Here is a 23,872-nt window from a genome sequence, read left to right on the forward strand (position 1 = left end):
TTGTCCAGATACAGACCGTCATCGCCATACCACGTCAGCGTACCGCCAAAACCGTAGCCGTCTGAGCTGATGCGTCCGCGACCAAGATCGGAATCGTAAGGCGACCAAACGCTGGCAACACCATGGGTGTAATGCACGGTAATGCCGCCGATCAGCTTGCCTGTTTCACCTTCATGCAACATGCCGTCAATACCAGCCTGCATTTTATAGGCGCTGTAGTCATAGGTGGCATCGGACGTCGACGTGCGCGGCTGCATTTTGGAGTAGGAGCCTTCAATCCGCCCCCAAATGCCAGAAGTTTCAATATAGCTGCCAGCCTCGCTGTTTGGAGCATAAGGCTCAATTGCATCTGCGCCTTGTGAGAGCATCAGATTACCGGCATGGCTCCAATAGCGATTGCCCACACGCTGTTGAAGTGTTGGCAAAGTGTTCAACCCAAGCAGGAATTGCGGATAAATTTCATAGACAGGAGCACCCGGCTGATAATGCGGCTTCTTGTCTTTCAGTTCAGAGCGCAGATACCAGTTACCGTCGGCACTATCATCTCCTAAGCCGTTGCGAAACAGTCGGTACGCATAGGCACCGCCGACAACAGCCTGATCACCTTTGTGAGTATAATCACCCAGCAATGTAAATGAAGCGCCTGATACACCATCAATCTCAATGATCCGGATACCATTAACGGTCTGCGCGCCCTGACCGCCAATATTGGTCACTTTTACAAAACCAGTCCCCGAAGTGTCACCTTTGACAAAAAATTTATCTGTCACGGAGCCATCCAAGCCGAGCTCGGTATCAATAAATAGCTGACCACCATCACTATGATAATCGCCTTCAAATTTTAGCTGATCTCCGGCCAAAGAGTTATTTGAAAGATTAATGGTTCCGGACAGATTATGAAATTTGCCAGTCAGAGTATAATCAACCGGCAGCGCTCCCTGAGCTTTCAAAAATAAAGCCGCTTTATCCCGAAGAGTGACTTCCGAAAAACTGGAATTATCACTTAAATACCAGGCACTGTTTTCGCCTGCTATATTTAAATTAAGAACGCCATTATCTCTAATTTGGGTTGCCCCATCGAAACGGCTGCCATTGCCCATCCAAAGATCAATCACGCCCGATTTTGTGGCCAGCATATCTCCGGAAATTATATAGACTTTATCATCAACGATCGTATTCGTGTCGCTGTTAAATGATCTGATGCTTGCAGTCTTGCCAACAGAATCTTTGCCATCCGCTGCACTATAACTATCAGCATAAAATGCATAAGATCCGGTACCGTTCACCTTTACACTGACATTGCCCCGTAATTCCACATTACCGGAATAGTCTGTCACTCCGGTGTCATTCCGGTTATAATAATAATCAAGTAATTGTCGCTGAGCTGCCACGCCATGCGCGTTATCGCCATTTGTTACAACATTGATATTGTTGGCTGCTATACGTCCCCAGCCATTCGCGTATATACCGTAAGCGCCATCGCCGTTCGTAGTAATATTGTGACTATTAGCGGCTCCACCTAAAAGCTGTATTTCGCCAACACTAAGGGTTCGGCACGCATAAAATTTAAGTATTGACGGTCCACAACCATATGTCTGCGTACCGGCATACACTGCATGTCCGGCATCCCAGCTCCCGTCACCATGCGTCACTATATTTGAGTCACCATTGAATATAATAAGGTGCTTTTCAGGCCCCATCTCAGACGAGACTGAGCGAATTCCCATTCCCTGCTGAACTTCAATATTAGCAGTATTATGGACTGTTAGGCGTCCACCAGAATTATCGCGCCCGACATTAATACCATCGCCGCTTACACCTGAAGCAGATATTGTTAAATTATTGAAATCAACCGTTGGCCCATAATTACGCAAGGTTACACCGTCACTCTGTGAACCTTCAACGGTTATAAAGGCATCTTTAAATACAATCTGATTAGAAAATTGAGCATAGCCATGCTGATTATTGGCAGTTCTATGTAAATATACCGTTTCATATTCATGAAGTTTTTTACCTCCATGATTAGCCGGTTCATATGTTTCGCCTGGAGCACAATTAACAGTATCACCAGAAACCGTACAGTCAGCAGCTTTTGCTGTATTGGTATATCCTAATGCAATGAACGGCACTGCAAATAATAATACTCGCATCCTTCCCTCCTGCCATTATGACAACACGCTATCTCTGCAAAAACTCCACACAACAAAAACAAAATATGCTTAATTATTGATTAAGCATATACTTTTAAAATAATACAATAAATTTTATAATTATAAATTACACTTCTATGTAAAAATTATCTCTAACAAGGCAAAATATTCATCTAACTATTTGATCAAAATTGGTTTTTTATTATAGTTTAAATTTTAAAAGTGATTTTTAATCACTGAACAAAGGCACAAATCATTGTTGTGCATTGAAAAAAATCAACTATCAACAGCAATTCACAGCGTCTATTAGCTCTTTCGAATCTGTCTTGACTCTTCCCTAAGAAGAGAACAGATGTAGAACAGAATTGTAATTTGAAAGTTTATCGACCATTTTGCGCACTCGTTTGCGCCACGGATTTTTTGTGCCATGCGTAAGCCAGAAACCATTGAACGATTATATTTGGATTTTGACGGCTTCTTTGCGAGCGTTGAACAGCAATGTGACAAGCGCTTGCGCGGCAGGCCGGTTGGAGTAGTGCCGTTTGAAGGCACAGATCGGACGGCCGTCATTGCCTGCTCAAAAGAAGCTAAAGCCTATGGCGTGAAAAACGTCATGAAGATTAAGGACGCAAAAGCACTGTGTCCGGATCTGATATTGGTGCCACAAAAGCCAGATCTATATCGCCGCGCTCATAACGCCCTGCTCTGCGAAATCGAATCCGTCATTGCAATCGATACAGCCAAGAGCATCGACGAACTGACCTGCATTCTGGATGAGCGCGGTCGGCGCGATCCGGAGGGGCTCGCCCATAAAATCAAGGAAACAATCAAACTGAATGTCGGCGAGTTCATCACCAGCTCTATTGGCTTTGCAGCGAACCGGCAGTTAGCAAAAATGGCCTGCAAAGCCGGCAAGGATGCCAGCAAAAGAGCCGGCCAATATGGCAACGGCTTAGCGATCTGGCACCCGAATATGATGCCGAACCCGTTATTTGAGGTGAAGCTGGCCGATGTGCCAGGCGTTGGCGACAACATGCGGATGCGCCTTGCCCATAGCCAAGTCATCACCACCGAGCAGCTTTATAATCTGCAGCCCAAGCACATGCGTAAAATCTGGCGCAGCGTGAATGGTGAGCGCCTTTGGTATGCCCTCCACGGCTATGATATCCAAGCCATACCGCAGAAACGCGGTATGTTTGGGCATGGGCGCGTATTGCCACCTGAAAGCCGCAGCATCAACGGAGCCTATGAGATTGCCCGCCTCTTGCTTGTGAAAGCTGGCAGACGCTTACGGCGTGAGGAATACTATGCCGAGGCTTTATGGCTTTGGCTGTCTGTCCGTGATGACTCATGGTTTCGCATTGTGAAAATGCCAACGGTTAACGATGAGCAAGCCATTATGACAGCCCATAGAATGCTGTGGGATTATGTGCGCCGTGAGCTGCCGCGAAACACAACCATATTTCGTGTCGGGATAACGCTTGCCGATCTGAGCCAAGCCAATGCCCGCCAGCTGGATATCTTCAATAACGACGATGTAATCAGACAGAAATGGGAAAGAGCCAACGGCGCAATGGATGCGCTTAATGCCAAATACTCCAGCACGATCGTGCATATGGGAGAATGGAAGCCACCTGCAGGCGGTCATGTTGGCGGTAAGATCAGCTATGTCCGTATCCCATCTGCAGAGGACTTCTACTGATGGGTAACTGGAAAACAAAATACAAAGTCGGTGATCTATCCGATGATCAAAAACTAGAAATGATCTGCAAAAAATGCAGTCGGCTTGTCTATATCACTAAGGCAACGATCTGCACGGCAAGAGGCCGTGAACAGCTGTATCTGGATGAAATTGAGAACCGTGCCCGATGTAAAGCGCAAGGCTGCAGAGGCCGCATGCGTATGGCCATGTACAGGCTCGATGAAATGTCAGGCTTTGTTGGAGGTCTGGCATGAGTGACGAAACACAATCCCGCACATCGAAAGGTATGTATATTCATTATTGCATGCATAAAGGATGCAATAAGTGGGGAGCTTACGGATTCAAAGGTCGCTACGGCACTGAATGGTTTTGCTGTAAACACAAGCAGGATGGAGAGGACACGCCGAAATGAACCAAAATTTCAATCCAGTGTGTCATTCATTTTGTTAAAAATGCTCATCAGTTAGTTTTGGTCATTAGTAAGTTCCATGTCGGAGAGAATATCTTTGCGACAAGAGGAATTAGAAGTGAGCCCAGAATAAAACCAAACACACCATCCGAAAATGCAGTCACAAGCCAGTTAGCGGCCGATGTAAAGGCCTCAGAAACTTCGCTTGATGCTAACAATGCCAGGTACTCGATGTAACCATAAGGTTGATGCACTCCCAACTCATGCATCCCGTGTATAAAGATATTTCCGCCTACCCAAAGCATAGCTGCGGTTCCGATTACAGTCAGTAGCCACAATAGTTTAGGTACAGAGCGAACTGTCCAATGACCAAATGCACGCGTCCATGACAGCCTGCCTTTTTTGGCTAAAAGCACACCAAAGTCATCAAGCTTAACAATTATCGCAACAACGCCATACACAAGCACCGTAACCATAATACCCACTAAGCATAGGGTTACAAACTCTATCCATAAAGACCGAGATTCAATCATTGAAAGAGCCAATGTCATAATTTCTGCAGATAATATGAAATCTGTCTTTACTGCACCTGAAACACGACTTTCTTCAAGTGCTGTAGGGTCTTGAGTGTCATTATTCTCATCACTATCGTGAGAGTTTGAAGGGAGTAACTTGTGCCAGATTTTTTCAGCACCTTCGTAACAAAGATAGGCGCCGCCAATCATAAGAAGTCCGGTCACGCCTATCGGAAAATAATAATCCAAAGCCAATAAGCCGGGTATAAGGAAGGCTTTATTTCGTAAACTCCCCATAGCAATGCGGGCAATCATAGGGAGTTCGCGTGCTGCAGTTATTCCGACGACATAATTTGGAGTTACCGCTGCATCATCAATGATGACACCAAGTGTTTTTGTACCGGCTCGTGTTGCATTGGCGGCAATATCATCGACCGAAGCTGCAGCCACCTTCGCGATGGCAGCTACATCATCCAAAAGAGCTAGCAAACCACTCATATGATTATCTCCAATAAAATCGAAGAACAGAAATAAAGTACAATAAATCCGTCTTATATATCGAGATTAATTCTACCAAAATGAACCAAAGGCACAATCCTGCGTTTCTGCTGAGATGGAGGATAGAATGTGCAATCAATATAATCTTAAAATGAACAGTGCCCAGCTTAAACAAGCAGTCGGGTCATATATTGATCTGACAAACGGCGCGTCATTTGATGAAAAAATCTATCCTGACTATCCGGCACCAATACTGCGCAATAATCTGGATGGTATAGAGCTGGGCTTAAGCCGTTGGGGGATGCCAACACCACCAATGTATGTCAAAGGCGAAACTGATAAAGGCATCACCAATGTGCGGAATATATCATCCCGCCACTGGCAGCGCTGGCTTGGCGTTGCAAGCCGGTGCCTTGTTCCGGCAACTTCATTCAGTGAATATGCGCAGCATTCGGATCCAAAGACAGGGAAAAAACCGCTACATTGGTTTGCTATTGATAAATCAGAACCGCTGTTTTTCTTTGCAGGCATTTGGACAGAATGGATTGGCGTAAGAAAGCCATCAGAAGGCAAACAAAATCACACATTATTTGCTTTCCTGACAAGTGAACCGAATTCCGTTGTCGCGCCAATTCACCCGAAAGCGATGCCGGTCATCCTGACTGAGCCAGAGGAATATGATATGTGGATGACAGCGCCGTGGGATAATGCAAAGGAGCTGCAGCGGCCGCTGACATCAACAAAATTATGCATGCTACTTTGAATTAGCACACCTATCTCAGTGCAATAGTCTAACGATTATTCCGTGTGCCTGAAGAGTACAGCCTTCCCTCCTCCTGTATTTGCCGAAAAGGTGCAGTGAAAACTGCATACAATCCATCCTCTTTATAATACACGTTTGACGCGCCAATCCCCATCAGCCCCATTTTAATCAATCGTGAACCAAATCCTTTAGATTTTGGCGGAACAACTTTCGGCCCATTACGCTCTTGCCATTCCAAAACGAGTGTAGGGGTATTGTCATCATTTTTAATGAACCAATTAACTACAATAGACCCCTCAGGCACTGATAGGGCTCCGTATTTAATTGCATTTGTGGTTAGCTCATTAATAAGCAATGAAGTAGACATAACCCCTTTAGGTCCAATTAGAATTTTGGGACCATTGAGCTCAACTCTACTTTTGCTTGCGACAGGCTCCAGAACAGCATTAATAACTTGTTCGATAGTTCCGTTAGATGAACTACCTAACCTTAATACATCATGACCATTAGCAAGGGCATGTAACCTATTTGAAAAAACAGGTAGAGCATCCTTAACATCATTTTTCCGAAAAGTTTGGTTTGCCAAAGCCTGGATAACACTAAAAGTGTTTTTTATCCTGTGCGCCAGCTCGGAATTTATAACTTCAGCATTTTTAACTGCTTCTACCTTGGAGGTCATTTCAATAACTGTATCGATCATTCCTAAAACAGTGCCGTCACTTCCAAGTATTGGGCTGTAGCAAAATGTAAAATAGCATTGTTCAGGGTAACCATTGCGATTAATAATAAGCGGATAGTCTTCGATAAAGGTTGTCTTGCCTTTATAAGCATCCGCAACCATAGGTTCGATGCTGCTCCAAGCTTCACTCCAAATATCCCGAAAAGATTTTCCCATACAATTTTCTTTTGCGCCAAGAATTTGCGCAAATGCATCATTATAAAGAGTGGTGTAATCATCCCCCCAAATAATTGCCTTGGGAAAATGGGAAGACAACATAAGTTGCACTGCATTTTTAAGCTCACTCGGCCAACCCTCAAGGGGTCCAAGTGGATTTTTATGCCAGTCATAAGCTATAATTTCTGATGATGACTGCCCATTATTAGGTAGAAAGTAGAATTTATTTTTCAATTGAATCACCAAAGGGCGAAAGAGGCAGTGACATAGCCTCTCCATTAATCACCATTCAGAGAAAATGTCTCATTAAAAAACAGATTTAAATCCGCTAAAAAAATCATTTAAAGTATTTTATGCAAAACTTCTTAGCGCAATATGCGCAGATGATACATCAGGTCCATAATGATAATGCCCATCCATATCCAGTAACTCTTGTAAACGCAGCCTCGCTCGGGAAACACGACTTTTAATTGTTCCAAGCGCGCATCCACAAATAGCTGCAGCTTCTTCATACGAAAAACCAGAGGCGCCTACCAGAATAATCGCCTCCCGTTGATCATCAGGGAGTAGATTGAGCGCCACACGAAAATCGTGTAAATCAAGTGAGCCGTACTGTGCTGGATGAATTGCAATATTATTACAATATATGCCTTCGCTATCTTGAACCTCACGGCCGCGTTTTCTCATCAAATTATAAAATTCATTGCGTAGAATAGTGAAGAGCCAGGCATTTATGTTTGTACCTTTTTCAAATAGGTCCTGTTTTGCCCATGCTTTTAAAACGGTCTCTTGTACCAAATCATCAGCTTTATCAGCATTTTTTATAAGAGACTTTGCAAAAGCTCTGAGATTGGGAATGGCTTCCATAAGACCGTCTTTAAAAGATGATGTGCTCTGACCCATAACTTACCTTCTCCCTTTTTCGTGGCGAGCATCAATTGAGAGAGCTTCCTGATGCTTCAACTTATCCAATAAATTTAATAATCTATCGGGAATGCCTTCATCTTTAACTGAGTTATAATAAGACTTTAATTTAACACCGATTGCATTGCTTGAATCAAAGTGCATAAACTCAGAATACTCTGTATTTTTATTTTCTTCATTCATACCAATTCTTTTCAATGTTCTGCTCACTTTAGCTTTTTGCAGCTTTACCGTTGCTACCTCCATTTGCTTGTTCGCCTTCGTGAGAATAAATGCACGAGGAGGCTTACGGTTCCTAAATATTCTAAAAAACAAAACGAAAGTTGGTAATTTAAATAGGCTAAGCATCTATTTTCTCTCATAAACTAGGGCTGCCAACACCTGATCCAGACGCTTATTAGTCTCCTTTGTCCCATCTCTCAGCTCATCACGAATTTCTTTAATGTTCTTTTTTATCTCATTCATTTGAGCATCATGATCGACACGCTTTACATATTCATCGCGCACCCTGTTGATGCGCTCATGTAGCTGATCGTCACCATCTTTCATTGTAGCTGACAAAGACCGGAATGAGCCAACAAGCGCAATCATGAACGATACACCTAAACTAGCCGATATCCCGATCAACCACTTAATATCATCTCCCATCACCAGCACCCCTGCCGTTTTCCATTTTGGTCATTACCTTCCACTCGCTCAGCAGCCTTCCGATCAGCTTTTGTCAGCGCCACCAGCCCAGCGGCTGAAAGATCATTCTTGCGCCAGCCCGCGCAGCTGCTCACAGTCTGCGGATTGCATCCCGCGACGGCGAAGAGACTGAATGCAAAAATCATAGTCCGAAAGATTGCGTGTTTTCGCATCGTCTTTCACCCTCTCCCGCTCAGCACGGATATCACTCTTTAATTGCTGAATTGCGCCCTCTTGGCGCTGTTTGTACTTACCAAGCTGAAAAGCACCGGTGAGCACCACAGCGCCCACCAGCAGCAAGGCTGCGATAGTTTTGAGCTGCCCCAACATCAGAGCGCCTCAACCAGTTCGGTGATTTTGTCTTTCACCTGTTTCATGGTGAGGATGGAATAGATTGAGATACCGATGATGCTGACAACAATCACCATCTGCACCCGCCAATCAAATGCTCCCATCAGAGCTGCAGGCGACATAGTGCCGATATAGCTCCACAACCATGCCCGCTTGGACTTCCAGACCGGCTTAGGCTTTTCAGGTTCAGACGGCAGGTTTTCGGCGTCCCGCTTTTCAGGAGCCAGTACCGGCAACTCATTGCCTGCAGCTTTGGCCTTGCGCAAAACCGCTTCAATGGCTTCCGGCCTCACCAGAGCCTTATTAAGCGCATCACCATCATAATAGGACTGACCACGCTTAAGCTGACCATGCGCCCCTTTGGTTGCAGCAATCACAGGAAAAGAAGCCCATTCCATTGCCAACCGCTTGGCAAACTCTGTTACGGTCATTTTGCCCGCCATGAATTCTTCATATCCACGGCGTTTCAACAGGTGATAACCAAGGCGGTCTTGCAGATCAGGTTCAAATACCTGCCGACCGTTCAGGCGAAGCTCACGCGACAAATCCTGCAAGGTTTTCCGCATGAACTGATAACCACCAGATGCAGAAGATTTGAAACGCTTGGTAAAGCTGGCCTGCTCATCAACCAACTCACCAATCGTCATGGCGGTAATCTGTTTTTTCAGCTTATGCTGGTTTTGACCATAGATGACATCATAAGACGCGCGATCAGTCCGCCCGACTTCAGTCTTACGAATGAAGTCAAGCAGGATCGCCGCGCCAGCTGGCACGGTTTTATCCATTTTCAATTTTCCTGTGAAAATGCCTTGTCGATTTTTTCGATCAACCTGTAGGCAATAAAAACCGCCTCAATGGCAGCTATAGGGGGATTTGCCTTCTGGACACATACATCCTAAGGGAAGGCTTCATTGTTAATCTTAGTGGGGTGAAGCTATGAAACAATATGCCGGACTAATCACAATTACCGTGCTTTGCGTCGGCGCTATTGCATATGCTCTTTTCAGCAGAATGCTGTAAAATGAATGCCTGCTTGACCTCAGTACGAATACCGAAGTCAAGCAGGATCGCCGTGCCAGCTAGCACGGTTTTATCCATTTTCAATTTTCCTTGAAAAACCGCTTAAAAGCGACGAAGAGAAACAGGCCTCAGATCAGGCCAGCCATGCTGTATCAATTTCAGCAGGCGATTTATCAAACATAGCGCCGATCATATCGACATACGGGTCGATGCGACTGATATAGGTGGAAACTTCCCAAGCGTTGAGTGCTTTTTGACGCTCGATATCAAACGGAATTTCATTGATTTTCGCCGCCACCATATGAGGGAAAATTCCCATATCAGTGAGAATATCTCGAAACTCACGCGGAGTTTTATCCGCCATCTGCGCCCTCAGTTCCGCGGCCGTCGGTTGATGTGGCTCCACATAAACCCACTGATTACCTTGCCAGATGTGATTTTCACTTGGCTTGAATGGAACTTCGATTGTCCCTTCTGGATAATCATCTAAAGAAGGATTTCCGCCTACAGTTTGCCAATAACCGATATCAGGATGATAAAAACCTTTTTCCATATTAACGAAGCTCCCTGTAAGATCCACCGGTGGTAGTTTTATAGTAATAGCCGTTAGGAATTGGCATGCCCATGACCCACATACTGCCACCACCAATCTCTGAAGCAGTTGACCAGTTCACATTATCCGGCGACATCTGAAAAGTTCCGTAGCCGCTTGAAATGTTGACAGTAATGAAAATCGTCCTACCTGTTGTGTTTTGGAAAACAGTATTAGCAGGGCGGCTAACAGACTGCCAAACTTGACCATTCCCAAAGAACTGGTTTTTTAAGGCATCAACCTCAGTCTGCCACTGCACTGCCGTTTTATTGCCAAGCCTTGCGCTGTCTGCGGCCTGTGCGTTTGATGGTAGCTTTCCCTCCAAAGCATCGGCAATTGCTCCGCTCTCAACCATTTGTGCTTCGGACTTGTTGGCGACGTTGCCAAGGCCGACCATTGCTTTTGTTAACCAGCTTTGTATCCAAGTTTTAACCGCACTGAAGCGGAATAGCTTTAGCCCTGTTCCTGTTGGGTCAAGGCCAGAAAGTCTATCACCATCTGCGATTGTTTCGGTTGGTGTTGGCGTTGCAATAGCAGCCCCTACGCTCGCCGAATTGACAGGCTGCACACCAATATTATTGCGGGCTTGTGTCTGCTGCGCCACCGTCAATGTTTGTGGAACAAACTGAACGGCACTGATAAGGCCCCCCGCTGCTGCTGCTGCACGGTCAGCCTCTGTTTTTGCGCGATCTGCTTCATTTGTAGAGGTCGTTGCACTTGTCGCGGCTTGGTTCTTGCTGGTATTCGCTGACGAAGCGTGACTGGAAGCCGCCCCCGCATATGCAGCCGCATTATTTTCACTGGCTGCTGCCGCTACTGCACTACGCCCCGAGCTCTCACTTGCTGAAACAGATTGGTTTTTTGCTGTAACGGATTGATCACGTGCTGCATCTGACTGGTTCTTCGCAGTTACAGACTGATCACGCGCCGTTTCTGATGCTGTCTTTGCGTCCTCTGATTGGGTCTTGGCTACGACTGACTGATCACGTGCAGTCTCAGACAGTGTTTTCGCCGTAACAGACGCAGCCCGTGCACTGTCTGACGCAGTTGCTGACTGTGCCGCCGACAAAGCGGATGCCGGATCATTCATAATCCGATAACGCCCATCTGTTTCGCGCGTCAGCATCACGCGCCCAAGCCACTCACCGGCTGCCAATGGATTTCCGGCGACATTGAGTACAACACCCTGACCAAGCCCGACCACATTAAGTGTCACGCTGGCAGTGTTTGGCACTGTCACATCAACATAGAACACCAGTGGCGTTGACGGATTGACACCCTGCCCGACAGTTACCGTTGGCGTGTTCACCGCGCCACCAGTGATAAACAATCGTGAGATTGTGTCCTGCAATGCGCGACCGAATATCCACCCCGTGCCGCTGTTAGTGTAATAGCCATTCTTGAGAGCATCAGGATCAGCTAACACTACGGCAGCAGCAGGATACGACAGCGGCACATATGCCGTCAGAGCCGTACCGTTCTGGAAATAAACCACGCCAGAATTGAGATACTGCGCAAGGCTGTCAATATCATATTCCGCAGCCGTGCCGACCGGTACGAAAGGCCATGTTCGTTCCTGAGAACCGAATTCGGCTTTGATCGTATATGAGCCACCGGCAACAAAGAAAAACACTTGCCCATTTTCATCGGCATTAAATGGGTTTGCCTTTGGTGCGGAGCCATCACGAGCGCTGTACAATTTTGCAAGCGCTCCCGTTGATGTATTGCGAACGGTAATCTTTGCCATAGGGACAACAGCGCCGTTACCATCCTGAATAACGCTGTGCCAAGCTGAGTATTCCATATTTATACCTCAGTTTATGCGTGGGCCACGAACATCGCCTTGGCCGCTTGTGAATGTTAAAAATGAAAACCCATCAACTGCAGAACCGGCAGCCCCGCCAGTTGACCAGCTCTTACCGAGGCCATGTTTGCCGGGTTGACCTGCTGCGCCACCATAGGCACCATCGTTACCGCCGCCATTGCCTGCCCCTGGCCTTTCAGGTGTACCCGCAGCACCATCGCCCTGCCCCGTACCCCCTAGCCCCGCAGAAAACCCCTGTCCGCCTCCACCGCCACCGCCATATTTCCAAGTACCGGAACCACCGCCACCGCCGCCGCCCCAAATCTGGTTTGACTGCTCAATAATGACAGGCCTGCGTGCATAAAGTGCCGTTCCGCCTGCCTGACCATGTGTGGCGTACCCATCATTGCCAGCGCCATTGCCACCATTGCCGCCGCGCCCTTGAATGCGTCCACGGATAAAGAGTTTCAGAGGAATATCGGAAGGCCAGTCACCAACAATAAAGGCAGCCCGACCGAAAATCTGACTGCCTACATTTGCACCTTCATTAATGATGCAGATTATTTCATCTTCCGGCTTTGGCGGCGGATAAAGCCGGTCATAAGCCTGCCGCCAGTTGAAATTATAAACGTCACCGTCAATGGTGATTGTGCGGTCATTCAGATCATCCTCAGAGAAGTCCAGAAAGCGCATTTCAAGAGCGCTCACGTCAAAGCCTTCCGCCTTCGGTACGACTTTCGTTACCTGAACCGGAACAAGATCAGACGCACCGGTTGCGTCCTGCAGAATGCGCGATGAAACCAGATAGCCGTCGCCTGCCATTGGCGGGATTGTATCGACACCTCTGAATGAGCTGAACTGAAACTCCCGTGGTGGATTTACAAACCGGCCAAGCAGAATTTCATTGATCCGCTTGGCAACCGGACGACCGAATGCTGGTATCCATGAGGCGTGAAGCGTCTTGATAATATCGCTGCCGTAATTGGTTTCTTCCTCAAGGTTCACATCCATCTGTAGGGAATGATAGCTCGTTGGCTCCGTATCCCGCTCCAATGGGCTACGTTTCCCATAATAAGTCATCACCTGAGAAAGACGCGTATCCGGCTTTTCCGTTTGTTTAAAGCTGCCTTTGAGCGTGTTCATGTCATCATAAACTCGAGCGTCAGTATCAATCGCCCTGATAACTTTAAGACGGATCAGCTTTGTATTTTCATCCCACCACACCATAAGTCCGGCCTGCTGAATGAGTTCCGATATGGCTTTTGCTACCCCCATAGGCTCTGCAATGATGCGGAAATAACGCCGCCGTAAGAATGTTGCCGTTTCAACGCGCCAATCATCAATCGGGATATATTCAGTCGGTATTTTGGCAAATGAAACGAGCAGATCGCGAATAATGCCTGCAGGGTCTATACCGTCATAGACCTGGCAGACTTGCACTCGATCTTGCGATTTGTGCGTGACATTGAGCGAACCTTCAAGACCACGCTCCACCGTGAACACATCGCCGGAGCGGGTGAAGGTGCAAATCTCCTTACCCCCGATATTGATATATCCACTTTCAGGATATTCGAGATTACCAGCACCTGTCGGCCCGATAGTGAATGTCGTTTGCGCGGCATTGATATCTGATAAAAGATAACCCCGTGATGCAATTGGCACCTTCACACGGTCATCATCTGCCAGTTTCAAAACATCTTTGGCTGTGATATTAAAGCGGCCATCCAGTGTCGGCCCATTAAAATTATCAATGATGAAGTGGCGCACTTCCATTGCATCAATAGATTGCCCGACCTGCCCTTGTATCCATCGCATAGGGCGGCCACGCAAATAGCGTTGGCGTGCCGAGAACTTGCCCCAAAATGTGCCTTGTTTATACGGATCATAGCCACGCTGAGCATGATACTTATCAAAGCCAAGACCGGCATCAGACCACAGAAAATCCGACATGGTGACGGATAGGCTTGCTCTGCGGCCAAGGTTTTCACCAATAGATACCTCACCAGCTGAATAAGATACGCTCTCGATACAAGGTGCTGTGATTTCAATGCCAGATGATTGAAGATATGAAGCCCCGACCGCAAAGCGCAGTGTAACGGATTGCGGAGTAAATGATGTCCGTACCTGACAGGTCGATTTTGTATTGAAACACGGGCTTGAGCCGGTCGCGCCACAAGGCAGCACTCCATGATTGAGACTGCAATATTCAATATCAATCTCAATAAATTCGAGACGCTGCATTTAACACCTATGCGATTGTCGATATATCCAGTGTGAAATTCACCTGAATGCCACCGGCATAATGTGCAGCATCAGGATTAATGTCGGTGTTGAGCCAGCCGAACCCGACTTCATCCGGGTAAAGTTTTGGAAGCCATGAAAAGAAGAACGGCTGCGTCAGTGAGGTTTTGGCAAACTCGCCAAATTCACGCTTGAACCAGCCATAATCAACCAGTTCGAAGCTATAGGATACGCTCTTAGACTGATCGGTAATGATGCGACCAAGGAAATCGCCGCTCTCTGCCCGACCGGTCGCAACCTCAGTTTTATAGGCGAAGTGCAGCGGCACCACTTCCTGAGCAATCCCGCGCTGCATCACCGTGAGCTTGCCGACATAGAGAATGGCAACCTGTGGCGGTGCATTCTGTGGCTTCAAATGTACTCTGATCCGCGTCGGGTAAATCTCACCGAACCGAATGATAACCGGCTCGTCAGTACCGAGAAACTGCCCCGCAATAAGTTCAACATAGCCGTCGCTCTCTTGACCGGATATAAGCGCCTCGACGCTGATCTCGCAGAATGATGAGCCAAGATTATGACGGGCGACTGCGATATAATCAATCGGCGCACTACCGCCCAACTCCACATCAACGGTCTGCTCATCCAGTGAAGTAGAGCGCCACGACAAAGCGGTATTAGTGTTACCAAGATTGCTTGCCGGATGCAGCACATCCTCATACTGAGCAACCACATTGCCACGGGTCACATAGTTACGCCATGCAAACCACGGTTTGCCACTGGCACCGGATTGAACCGCCGTGACAACCATGTTTTGCGCGATAATGATTGCCATTTAAATGCCTTTCCAACTGATCACGTGGCCATCTTTCTGAACATCGTTGATCTTCTCGATCAGGCCAATGACCTGCTCACGGTTGAAAACTTCGCCATGCACGTTGATTTCAGCCATTTGCCTGGGCGGGGCTTTTTCTTGAGGTGCTGCGGATTGGGTTGTGCCTGCTGAGCCGCCGCCGCCTGAGTTTGAGCCAGACTTAATCGCCCCAACAAGCGCCATGCCCTTGGCGAGAACTGCGGCAACAGCCGCAAATTTACCCCAAAACGGTACAGTTGGATCAGCAAGCGCCTGAGAAGCAGCCAAATAAGCGTTAACCAATGCAGCAGCAGCAGCGAAGGTCTTCTGCACGCGTAGCAATTTATCGTTATTACCACCCATAACGCTTGCAAGTGCCCCGAAAAACTCGCCTGTAGCCGTCAGGCTATCCGAAAAACCTGCTGCCCGAATTTGCAGCATCTTTGCTTCATGATCACGAGTAACTCGCTCTTTCCACTCAAGGAATTCTTGTTCAGTTAGTTTTTTCTGATCAAGGTGCCATTGGAGTGTTTCAAGGTCTTTCTGATATTTGGCAAGCTGCACCTCCTCTTCATTGCGGTGCGCTTCTTTCAGGGCTTCGAGGCGCTTTTCCATATCACGGGCGAGCTTCTCAGCGGCTCGTGACTTTTCATCTTTCCCACCGCCCCCTTTCCCTTTCCCGCCTTTTCCACCGCTGCCGTCCCCCAGAGCGCCGCCCATTCCGGAGCCTGCATCGCCTTCAAGGGCAGCGTTCATATCTTTGATTTGATTGGTGGCATCGCCAGCTGCAGTCCAGACCTTACCGAGCCCGTCGACAATCCCACCAAGATGATCCTCACTAAAAGCTTTGGAATAAGCATCACTGATCAAATCACCAGTTTCTTTGGCTTGGTCAGACAACTCAAATTTCAGCCCAGTCAGAACATTCTTCATCTTTCCTGCTGCGCGGGAAGCTACCATCGGAAGGTCGGCAATACCGGCGCCGATATCGACGCTGCCAAGCTCTTGCATCTGTATTCCCACTTGATCCAGCAACCACCTGACGCCAGAGAGCATCTTATTAAGTAGTGAAATAGCCTGGTTTACCATCCATGAAATGGCATCCACACCAAGCTTAACAGCACCACGCACAGCATTAGCGAAAATGATGGGAAAGTTTTCCATTGCGTCCCCGAGCATAGTAGGGATTTCAGCAAAAAACACTTCAAGCTTTCCAGCCCACCAAATCATAACATCAAGAACAGAGTTGACGCCTGTTTTCCATGTAAGTTCAAAAGCAGCAGGAAAGTTATTCCACACGGCCAGAACCGCATTATACGTCCCCACAAAGGCACCAAGAATATAGTTCCCGCCTGCGCGAGCTGCGTTGCCAACATCGAAGCCAAGTATCTGATTGATCTGGTCACCAAAGAGGTACAGTGCAGCTCCCGCCGCCGCCAATGCGCCTACTAACAAGCCAATAGGGTTTGCTAAAATTGCGGCGGTCATTGCAGCGAAAGCCCCAACAACCGGCCCCAAGATAATTGATGATAGGCCTACCAGTGCAGTGCCGACTAGCCCCACGCCTGCAATAATCATGGCGGAACCGGTATCAAAATCGCCAAACATTCCCGAAAAGGCTGTTGAAATAGCTTCAATAGCCTGACCGCCAATCATCTGCATTGCGACAAATGCCTGCGCGATAGTTCCCGCCTGCTCGGCAACCTGATAGCCAAGATCATATAGAGCTTGCCCGAGCGCACCACTTGCGCCTGTCGCCTGATCAACGGTTCCAACAATGGTTGTAAAGGCATTGGACCACGCAGTAGCCGCATCCTGCATAGTAGCAGGCATACTGCCAGCCTTTTCGCGCAACTCCTCTAAGCGGTTGGTCAGAGCACTATAAATCACATCACCGGTGATTTTCCCTTCTTGTCCCATTTTGCGAAGTTGGATTTGAGATACGCCTAGTTCAGCAGCCAAAACGGCTGCTACTTCCCCACCTTTGGCAAGGACGGTATTCAACTGGTCGCCTGACAGCTTCCCCAAAGCCATAGCACGAGACATTGCCTCTTGCACTGATGCGGCGGTCTCAGCCTTAGCGCCAGACACAACCAGAGCGTTATTCAGCGCTTCTGTATAATCAAGCGCCTGTGCAGTGGATTTACCAAGATCACGCAATACCCCTGCGTTGGCAATGAAGCTCTCGGTCGTCGTATTAATGTCAGAGTACGTATTCTTTGCCACACTCTGTAAGCGCTGCATAACAGCAGTTGCCTTATCAGCACTACCTACGGCCAGCCCGAGTCGAGCATTCATGTCTGACCAGCTATCCGCTGCATTTTTTACAGCCATGACGCCAAGTGAGATGCCGAGAGCGCCCAAGGCACCTGACAGCAAGCCAACCGTTGACGTTAAGCCTTTTGCACTCTTTTCAGCACGATCAGCGTTGCCGGTAAGCTTTTCTAAGCCTTCATTGGCTTCAGGAACACCTTTGGAATTAACAACAAGGTTTAAGATTGCCTCTGACATCTGACTCACTTCTCATAAAAAAAGCGCCTCGAAAGGCGCTTTTGACATGCTCAAACTGTGCGGTATTCTTCGCTATTTCATGTTCTCAATTTCAGGGAATGGGCTGTATTGAGCGTGAGCGCAATTGAACTCATCATACTGAGATGAGGTCTGTGACTTATTGCCGATTTCACCGTTATTAAACCAATAGGCGGTAGGCGTGATCCCAGTGTATCCGCCCATTCGGTTCTTCGCATTCGACCGAACGCAGACAAACCACACTTCCCCGTGGCCAATCCGATTGACCGCAAAAGGCTTAGATATTGATGCGTCCCGAACAGTGTATGGGTCAAAATAGTTTTGCCGAACGTGCTGGATTACTTTCTGCTTATAGTTTGCTGGTGGCGGAGTTTTAGGCGCTGCTACCGGTATTTGTTCACTTGTACACCCTGCCAAGAACAAGGAAGAAGCGATAATAAGATACTTTTTCAAAGATGTTTCCCAACCCCTACAGTGATGTGTCTTTGCATATAAAAGCAAGTCTAAACTGGTTTTCCCATTTTATGTGAAAGTCTAACCAGACGGCTATCCCAATCCCCTTGCCAGCCCTCTGCTTTAGCCTGCCGTGTAAGTAATATTGCTTTCGCAAAGTTACCGCGCTTTTCTTCGATTATTGCGTATTGTTTAAAGCAGTGATGGCTAGGGATGATATCGAACTTTTCTTCGATTATAAATGCTTCCGCCGCCAGTTTACTAATAGCAAGAGACTTTTCACAGGCTTCAATTGCCCCACCGATCGCGAAATCATCTACATCTCTCCAACGATAATAGGAAATGCAAATTGCTTGGAAGGCAAAATGCCTTGATAATATAGGGATGGCTGGGGCATCTAAATCATACATTTTATCTATGATCCTGAATGCTAAATGCCTTGTAGGCTCCTTATTCAGGTATCCAACTAGTCCTGATAGAAATTTTAACGGGTCGCCCGATGAATGAATTATTTCCCCCGCATCAAGTCTCACGATTCCAGTGGTTAGCGGGTTATATGCAGCGCGAATAATTTCTCTTTCATCTTCGGAGAAGCTCGAAAGCCACCAGTCACTCAATCCCCAGTAAGCGATATCCCCGCCAACTATCGTCCCTTTATTTTTCTTTAAAAAGCCGAACATTGCACCCCATCGCCATTTACTCGCTTAAGAATAATTGTCGATAGCGTAAAAATTGTCCAGTCCGCAGTAATAGAAAAGGCGGCTTAGGCCGCCTTCTTTTGTTGCTGCTGAGATCACGGTAGTTTGACACAAACATAATTATCTCTGTCGGATAAACCCACATCTTACTTTGTGGTCAATAAAGGAATCCCATCGACCACCGTGAAGCTTTTACATTGCTTCGCAGAGTTTTTCGATGTGGTAATCGCAGAGTTCCTCAAGTGTCATTGGGCTTGATGCATCCAACGCCGGAGCCGCCATTACAGCGCCTGCCACCGGTGCAGCACGGAGGAAAGAGCGACGGTTCATGCTGCGCCCCTCATTCTCAAATCATCAGGAACGCGCTCATTAAGGTATTTCAACCCTTTAGGCGTGATAAATGCCTGCGGACGCACCTTATCATCCACAATGGAAGTCTTTACCTCAAAGATGCCCATCTGGATGAACTGAACACGAGCCACCAGATTGCCACCCTGATAAAACAGGTAGTGCTCTTTCAGCCAGCGGATAAACAAGTTCGGGCGGCAATTAAATGCCCGTGCCGCATTTTGAAGCCCATAGAGGCCATCGGCATTCATGAACTGATCGAAGAACTGAGTTTTCGGCTTATCCGCTTCAATCCGGCTCTCAAGTTCGATAACCTTCTCGCTGTACGAAAGAAGCAAACCCCGCATTGCAGCCGGATTATTAAGAACTGCAACCGGATCAACCGCATTTTTAGCTCGACGCTCACATTCGATGAAATACTGACGAGCCTGCTTGCCCTTCTCATTGCGTTCAACCATGGCAAGCTCTTTCGCCATGTCTAACGAGATATAGTACTCGCGGCTTGGACGCCCACCAGATGAAGTTTTACTCAATTCTGAGTAAAAGTCCTTTCCCTCTTCAAAGGCATATTCAGTGATCCGGCGAGACACCCAATCATTGAAGCGAACTCCAACTTCAAGAAATGAATACAACTCACGTGCATTAACCGTCTGGATTGTCTCTGATCCGATAGCCCCTTCCATAACGGCAGGGAATACAGTATTGTCATTGGTAGACATTTGATACCTCATCGTTTCATTTGTTATGAAAAAGCTGGATTATGCTGTGAGAGGCGATCCGGCTTTTTCGTTTTCTATGGCTTGAAGCCCTTTTTCGACAAGCGCTCTAACAGCCGCAGCCCTTGCCCCTATTCTCTGTTCAAAGCGATAGTCATCAATCTTTTTTATCAGTGATGGCTCCCACATGATGGGAACGCGCTCAGTCTTAGCTTCAGTCAATCATATCTCCTTTAAGTGCCTTGCAATTAAAGTATGGCCTAGTGCCATATTGTCGTCAAGCCAATATATGGCTTAAGGCCAATATTTATTTATGGCACAAGGCCACATATGATATTGACATGACTCAAGACACGCCAAGCCGCTCTTTAGATAAAGTTATTGTACGTTTGCCTGATGGCATGCGTGACCGTATCCGCGAGGCTGCGGAAAAGAATAATCGTTCAATGAATGCTGAGATTGTTTCTCGCCTTGATAATTCATTCATACAAGAATTCTGGGATGCTAAAGCTCCATTCCAACTTGCGAAAGAGCGTTCATTACAGGAAGATGCAATTCAACAAATTATTGAACAAACAGTCCTTCAGCTTTCAGATGTATTAGGTCTTGATAAAAGCAAACTCAATTTAAAAAAGTAAAGACGCCGAGGCGCCTTTTGAATATGCGTCGGTCTTACTTTAAGATGCCAATATTTTCGCCTATTCCGGATCGAGGATCTTTAGGCATACTCGCCTTTGATGCTGCTCGAGCTTGCTCTTTGAGTATTTGATTAATTTCTTTTTCTATATTTTCAGCATGTATTTTAAATAACACGCGCACCCCATGAATAAACCCTATCATTTGCATCAATATTAATAATATTAAAGACACCGAAATGCCGCCAATTATTCGTGTTAGCGGCATTTTAAAGGCGTAACTCACGTCTCCAACAGGAAATTTAATTGGAATATATATTTCAACCCACTGCAACAATGAGCCGAATATCAATATAAATCCAAGTGTTAATGTCCATAGAAACAGTCCAGAGAAAAATGAAATGAGTTGATCAATTGCACCCCTAAGCCTATTAAATTCGTTTTTACCTTTAACCATAGGGCTCAAAATCGTAGCTGCTAAGATCATAGTTGGAACGAGCGCAGCAACTATAATCCCCGCAAAACTAGCTATTGTCGAAGTTGTATCTCTGTATGCCGATGCGGGTAAGAAGCAGCCAGCCGCAACTCCCGCTGCAACAATAAAACTAATCTTTAAAACTCTGATTAATTTTTCCCAATTCTTCTTCATTCTATTTCCAATGGAGATCCATCAATGTGTCCATTACTCCGAAAGAAATTATAAGCTTCCATTAGAACCCGACGGCAATCATCCGGCTCTAAAAAGTCACCCAATGTTTTCACTTTTGCGCCGGGATAACGCACTCGTGTAAGCGATCCATGATATTTCCCATTTTCACCATAAAACGATATAGTGTCGTTTTCTTGGTTAGTCATGAGATCACTAGCTTTAATCCTATCAAACTTTACAGTCTTACCGTCCTTAACTAGCTTAAGTCGCAAATCAGCGACAAGCTCCCCATCTTCCGATAGGCTGGCAAGCAGTTGTAAATCACTTGGCCCCATGCCCGCGGCTCTCGCCATATCTAAAGCCATAGAAGTAGTGGCGGAAGTAGCTCTCCCCGCTTCTTTGACATCCTTAACGCTCTCCATTCTCATGGTGGGACTTGAATCTGAGGAAAGTTCACTACGAGCCTTAACTTGAATCGCCTCTACCTTCGGTGCATGCTCACCAGAGGCCTCCACTAGAGCCTCTAAATTTAACGGCGCTCCAAGCTTCGGTCCATTTGCACAAAGCAACCATTCAAAATATGAGCGCAAAATGCCAACAGACACGTTAGGGGGCTGAATAAAAACGACATGCTCGTCGCAATTAATATAATAAAGGACACCTTTTATGAGATGCTGCCCATTTTGCAGTGACATCTCTTTCAAATCAAGAACATTCGAATCTGCTTTATCGATAAGAACTGGGACACCTTGGCCAGGGTTGAATAATGCAACCTCACCAAACGTCCAATTACTAAACTCATCAATTCTGTTTAGAACTGCATGCCCTTTATCATCAATTTCAGCTGTTCGACATTTAGGAACATCTCTTCTTAATTTGCCTTCTACGATTTCGCCTAATGCTGCAACTATTGCCTCATGCAGGTTACAACTGGCACCACTTTCAGGAACAAATTGGCGATACTGGATATTAACAGACCTCATTACCCCACCTTTTTTAAATATTCTCGCTGAAATAAAGCGAATATTCTCATAAAAGGCGAGTCCTTTAATCTTTCCTTTAACTAAAGGCTAACATCAGGTTCATTACCGCCTGCCCTTGCTTGTCTCAAAGGCCTTTTGTTGCTCTTCCTGCCTCTTACGGTTATTTGCCATTTCAGACCGGAATGCCTCGACAAACTTGCCGTCCATTGACGCGATAAGTTCAAATTCAAATGGCGTAAGATTTGTACCGGACAGTCGAGACCAAGCGTCAATTTCAGAGTATTGCAGACGCTTTTCACAATCATGTCGGGCATTCGACAATTCAAAGAACCATTCCCAGAGATAGAAAGCTTCATGAGGAAAAACTATCTCTGGAGTGTTATCTTCCCACCCCGCAAGCTTGTTGCGCTCCCGTCGCGTCACGCCCTTATGATCTGGGGTATCATATTTGACATGATTGAATACGGAAGTGCAAAGGTCAGCTTTTAGGGTTTCATAAAATTTTGGATTTTATTCGCCTGCTCATTAAGCTGCTCAAACACCCACGCCACGCGAACGATAATGAGCTTGTTTTCCAGGGTGAGTTCAGGCGTTCCCATAATGCCCGGCATAAATTCCTGATCTTCCGGAACGGACAGACCAACGATACAGGCCGCAATGCGTTCTTCTGAAAGCTTTTCAGCTTTATTGATCCGCGCTTCGTCAGTGATCTTCTGATTTGGCGAAATCTCAGCAAACTGCTTGCGCACCACGCCTTTGATAGTTTCGGAGCCTTGCGATACCAGATCAAAGATAACGCCGAGGCCTTCGCCGGTGGCAGGATGCTTCAATTCATATTTAATTGTGCGGTCGTAATCGACAAGATTGAGCGTCGCCACGGTTGATTTTTTCTGTGTCATGCTCTGCCTTTCAAATGATGGAAATAAAAAAGCGCCTCGATGGGCGCTGTATTAAGTGGCTGGAACCCAGAACGGTTGCTGAGTAAAGCCGCCGGTGAAGGTTTCGGTTACAAAGTCCTCAACCCCACCGTTAGAGCGCAATGGCCCTGTTACGATGCCACGGTTGTATTCAATGCTGCCGGTTCCGGTCGGTGTTTTCTTATCGTCCAGTTCAAATTTGAAGGCGTAAGTCATATTGGTTTTGCCAAAATCACGCAGCAGCTTTTGCCCTACGTCACCCTGATCAAAGCGGACGGTAATCGCCACATCACCGGCATCAGAGATACCTTTGCCCTTTTCCGTGAATTTGGTGTCCATCACAGGCAAGGAAACAATGTTTGTATTAACACCGGACTCGCCGATTTCAGTCACAAACCGAACCTCTGTCCAGTCTGTAATGCCCTCAAAGGCATCCAAATCCATTTCTTCGGGGTGCGCTGTGGCACTGACATAAGTTTTCCGCCCCATATTGGTGAGAGCTTGAGACATCGTATGACCTCATGAGTTGTCGTTGAAATATTG

The 23,872-nt window shown here is 46.7% G+C and carries 27 protein-coding genes; 4 read left to right on the forward strand and 23 right to left on the reverse strand.

Features of this window, described 5'->3' with window-relative positions; translation table 11 throughout:
- The coding region (locus DFR47_RS18345) for an autotransporter family protein (RefSeq protein WP_113945966.1) at nt 1-2,150 on the reverse strand (2,150 nt) is incomplete at its 3' end.
- Between the two features lie 427 nt (nt 2,151-2,577).
- Here DFR47_RS18345 and DFR47_RS18350 point away from each other — a divergent pair.
- Both DFR47_RS18350 and DFR47_RS18355 read left to right on the forward strand, forming a co-directional pair.
- Nucleotides 2,578-3,852: a Y-family DNA polymerase gene (locus DFR47_RS18350; RefSeq protein WP_113945967.1), complete on the forward strand. Its 1,275-nt coding sequence runs from the start codon at nt 2,578-2,580 to the stop codon at nt 3,850-3,852.
- The gene (locus DFR47_RS18355; RefSeq protein WP_113945968.1) at nt 3,852-4,106 is read left to right on the forward strand and encodes a hypothetical protein; all 255 of its coding nucleotides are present in this window, start codon (nt 3,852-3,854) and stop codon (nt 4,104-4,106) included. The genes DFR47_RS18350 and DFR47_RS18355 overlap by 1 nt, the downstream gene beginning before the upstream one ends.
- Nucleotides 4,107-4,311: 205 nt before the next feature.
- Here DFR47_RS18355 and DFR47_RS18360 read toward each other — a convergent pair whose 3' ends face one another.
- A complete protein-coding gene (locus tag DFR47_RS18360) occupies nt 4,312-5,274 on the reverse strand; it encodes a DUF808 domain-containing protein (protein ID WP_113945969.1) in 963 nt (320 codons plus the stop codon).
- A gap of 127 nt (nt 5,275-5,401) precedes the next feature.
- Here DFR47_RS18360 and DFR47_RS18365 point away from each other — a divergent pair, with 127 nt between their 5' ends.
- A complete protein-coding gene (locus DFR47_RS18365; RefSeq protein ID WP_113945970.1) occupies nt 5,402-6,037 on the forward strand; it encodes an SOS response-associated peptidase in 636 nt (211 codons plus the stop codon).
- A gap of 28 nt (nt 6,038-6,065) precedes the next feature.
- Here the strand turns inward: DFR47_RS18365 and DFR47_RS18370 are convergent, their stop codons facing one another.
- From DFR47_RS18370 to DFR47_RS18440, 16 genes are all read right to left on the reverse strand, one after another.
- Nucleotides 6,066-7,166, reverse strand: coding sequence for a PAS domain-containing sensor histidine kinase (locus tag DFR47_RS18370; protein ID WP_245416645.1), 1,101 nt, complete (start codon nt 7,164-7,166; stop codon nt 6,066-6,068).
- Between the two features lie 117 nt (nt 7,167-7,283).
- Complete coding sequence (locus tag DFR47_RS18375) at nt 7,284-7,835, reverse strand: sigma-70 family RNA polymerase sigma factor (RefSeq protein WP_113945972.1); 552 nt, start codon at nt 7,833-7,835, stop codon at nt 7,284-7,286.
- A gap of 3 nt (nt 7,836-7,838) precedes the next feature.
- Nucleotides 7,839-8,102 carry a NepR family anti-sigma factor gene (locus tag DFR47_RS18380; RefSeq protein ID WP_245416646.1) on the reverse strand — a complete coding sequence of 88 codons (264 nt, stop codon included), beginning with the start codon at nt 8,100-8,102 and terminating at the stop codon, nt 7,839-7,841.
- 102 nt (nt 8,103-8,204) lie between these two features.
- On the reverse strand, nt 8,205-8,504 hold the full coding sequence (locus tag DFR47_RS18385) for a hypothetical protein (RefSeq protein WP_113945973.1): 300 nt from the start codon (nt 8,502-8,504) through the stop codon (nt 8,205-8,207).
- A gap of 102 nt (nt 8,505-8,606) precedes the next feature.
- Nucleotides 8,607-8,873, reverse strand: coding sequence for a hypothetical protein (locus DFR47_RS18390; RefSeq protein ID WP_113945974.1), 267 nt, complete (start codon nt 8,871-8,873; stop codon nt 8,607-8,609).
- Nucleotides 8,873-9,679: a lysozyme family protein gene (locus tag DFR47_RS18395; protein WP_113945975.1), complete on the reverse strand. Its 807-nt coding sequence runs from the start codon at nt 9,677-9,679 to the stop codon at nt 8,873-8,875. Before DFR47_RS18395 ends, DFR47_RS18390 begins: the two co-directional genes overlap by 1 nt.
- Nucleotides 9,680-9,848: 169 nt before the next feature.
- The gene (locus DFR47_RS21860; protein ID WP_170137555.1) at nt 9,849-9,992 is read right to left on the reverse strand and encodes a hypothetical protein; all 144 of its coding nucleotides are present in this window, start codon (nt 9,990-9,992) and stop codon (nt 9,849-9,851) included.
- A gap of 55 nt (nt 9,993-10,047) precedes the next feature.
- Complete coding sequence (locus tag DFR47_RS18400) at nt 10,048-10,467, reverse strand: hypothetical protein (RefSeq protein ID WP_113945976.1); 420 nt, start codon at nt 10,465-10,467, stop codon at nt 10,048-10,050.
- A gap of 1 nt (nt 10,468) precedes the next feature.
- Complete coding sequence (locus tag DFR47_RS18405) at nt 10,469-12,310, reverse strand: phage tail family protein (protein WP_147245624.1); 1,842 nt, start codon at nt 12,308-12,310, stop codon at nt 10,469-10,471.
- Nucleotides 12,311-12,319: 9 nt separating this feature from the next.
- Complete coding sequence (locus tag DFR47_RS18410) at nt 12,320-14,551, reverse strand: hypothetical protein (protein ID WP_113945978.1); 2,232 nt, start codon at nt 14,549-14,551, stop codon at nt 12,320-12,322.
- Nucleotides 14,552-14,558: 7 nt separating this feature from the next.
- Nucleotides 14,559-15,383 carry a hypothetical protein gene (locus tag DFR47_RS18415; protein ID WP_113945979.1) on the reverse strand — a complete coding sequence of 275 codons (825 nt, stop codon included), beginning with the start codon at nt 15,381-15,383 and terminating at the stop codon, nt 14,559-14,561.
- Nucleotides 15,384-17,912, reverse strand: coding sequence for a tape measure protein (locus tag DFR47_RS18420; RefSeq protein WP_113945980.1), 2,529 nt, complete (start codon nt 17,910-17,912; stop codon nt 15,384-15,386).
- 521 nt (nt 17,913-18,433) lie between these two features.
- Nucleotides 18,434-19,063: a hypothetical protein gene (locus DFR47_RS18425; protein WP_113945981.1), complete on the reverse strand. Its 630-nt coding sequence runs from the start codon at nt 19,061-19,063 to the stop codon at nt 18,434-18,436.
- Between the two features lie 210 nt (nt 19,064-19,273).
- Complete coding sequence (locus DFR47_RS18430) at nt 19,274-19,411, reverse strand: twin-arginine translocation signal domain-containing protein (protein WP_113945982.1); 138 nt, start codon at nt 19,409-19,411, stop codon at nt 19,274-19,276.
- Nucleotides 19,408-20,148, reverse strand: coding sequence for an antA/AntB antirepressor family protein (locus DFR47_RS18435; protein WP_210207343.1), 741 nt, complete (start codon nt 20,146-20,148; stop codon nt 19,408-19,410). The genes DFR47_RS18430 and DFR47_RS18435 overlap by 4 nt, the downstream gene beginning before the upstream one ends.
- Nucleotides 20,149-20,187: 39 nt before the next feature.
- Nucleotides 20,188-20,367, reverse strand: coding sequence for a hypothetical protein (locus DFR47_RS18440; RefSeq protein ID WP_113945983.1), 180 nt, complete (start codon nt 20,365-20,367; stop codon nt 20,188-20,190).
- Between the two features lie 119 nt (nt 20,368-20,486).
- On the opposite strand from DFR47_RS18440, the gene DFR47_RS18445 reads away from it, so the two are divergent.
- Nucleotides 20,487-20,783: an Arc family DNA-binding protein gene (locus DFR47_RS18445; protein ID WP_113945984.1), complete on the forward strand. Its 297-nt coding sequence runs from the start codon at nt 20,487-20,489 to the stop codon at nt 20,781-20,783.
- Nucleotides 20,784-20,817: 34 nt separating this feature from the next.
- Here the strand turns inward: DFR47_RS18445 and DFR47_RS18450 are convergent, their stop codons facing one another.
- The 5 genes from DFR47_RS18450 to DFR47_RS18470 form a co-directional block, all read right to left on the reverse strand.
- A complete protein-coding gene (locus DFR47_RS18450; RefSeq protein ID WP_113945985.1) occupies nt 20,818-21,429 on the reverse strand; it encodes a hypothetical protein in 612 nt (203 codons plus the stop codon).
- Nucleotides 21,426-22,412: a hypothetical protein gene (locus DFR47_RS18455; protein ID WP_113945986.1), complete on the reverse strand. Its 987-nt coding sequence runs from the start codon at nt 22,410-22,412 to the stop codon at nt 21,426-21,428. The genes DFR47_RS18450 and DFR47_RS18455 overlap by 4 nt, the downstream gene beginning before the upstream one ends.
- Nucleotides 22,413-22,514: 102 nt before the next feature.
- A complete protein-coding gene (locus tag DFR47_RS18460) occupies nt 22,515-22,835 on the reverse strand; it encodes a phage tail assembly chaperone (protein WP_113945987.1) in 321 nt (106 codons plus the stop codon).
- 62 nt (nt 22,836-22,897) lie between these two features.
- Nucleotides 22,898-23,311 (reverse strand): hypothetical protein, encoded by a 414-nt coding sequence (locus DFR47_RS18465; RefSeq protein ID WP_113945988.1) that lies wholly within the window; start codon nt 23,309-23,311, stop codon nt 22,898-22,900.
- Between the two features lie 51 nt (nt 23,312-23,362).
- Nucleotides 23,363-23,839 (reverse strand): hypothetical protein, encoded by a 477-nt coding sequence (locus DFR47_RS18470; protein ID WP_113945989.1) that lies wholly within the window; start codon nt 23,837-23,839, stop codon nt 23,363-23,365.
- Nucleotides 23,840-23,872 lie beyond the last annotated feature (33 nt).

This window comes from Pseudochrobactrum asaccharolyticum (genome assembly GCF_003314995.1).
In the GTDB taxonomy this organism is placed as follows: Bacteria; Pseudomonadota; Alphaproteobacteria; order Rhizobiales; family Rhizobiaceae; genus Pseudochrobactrum; species Pseudochrobactrum asaccharolyticum.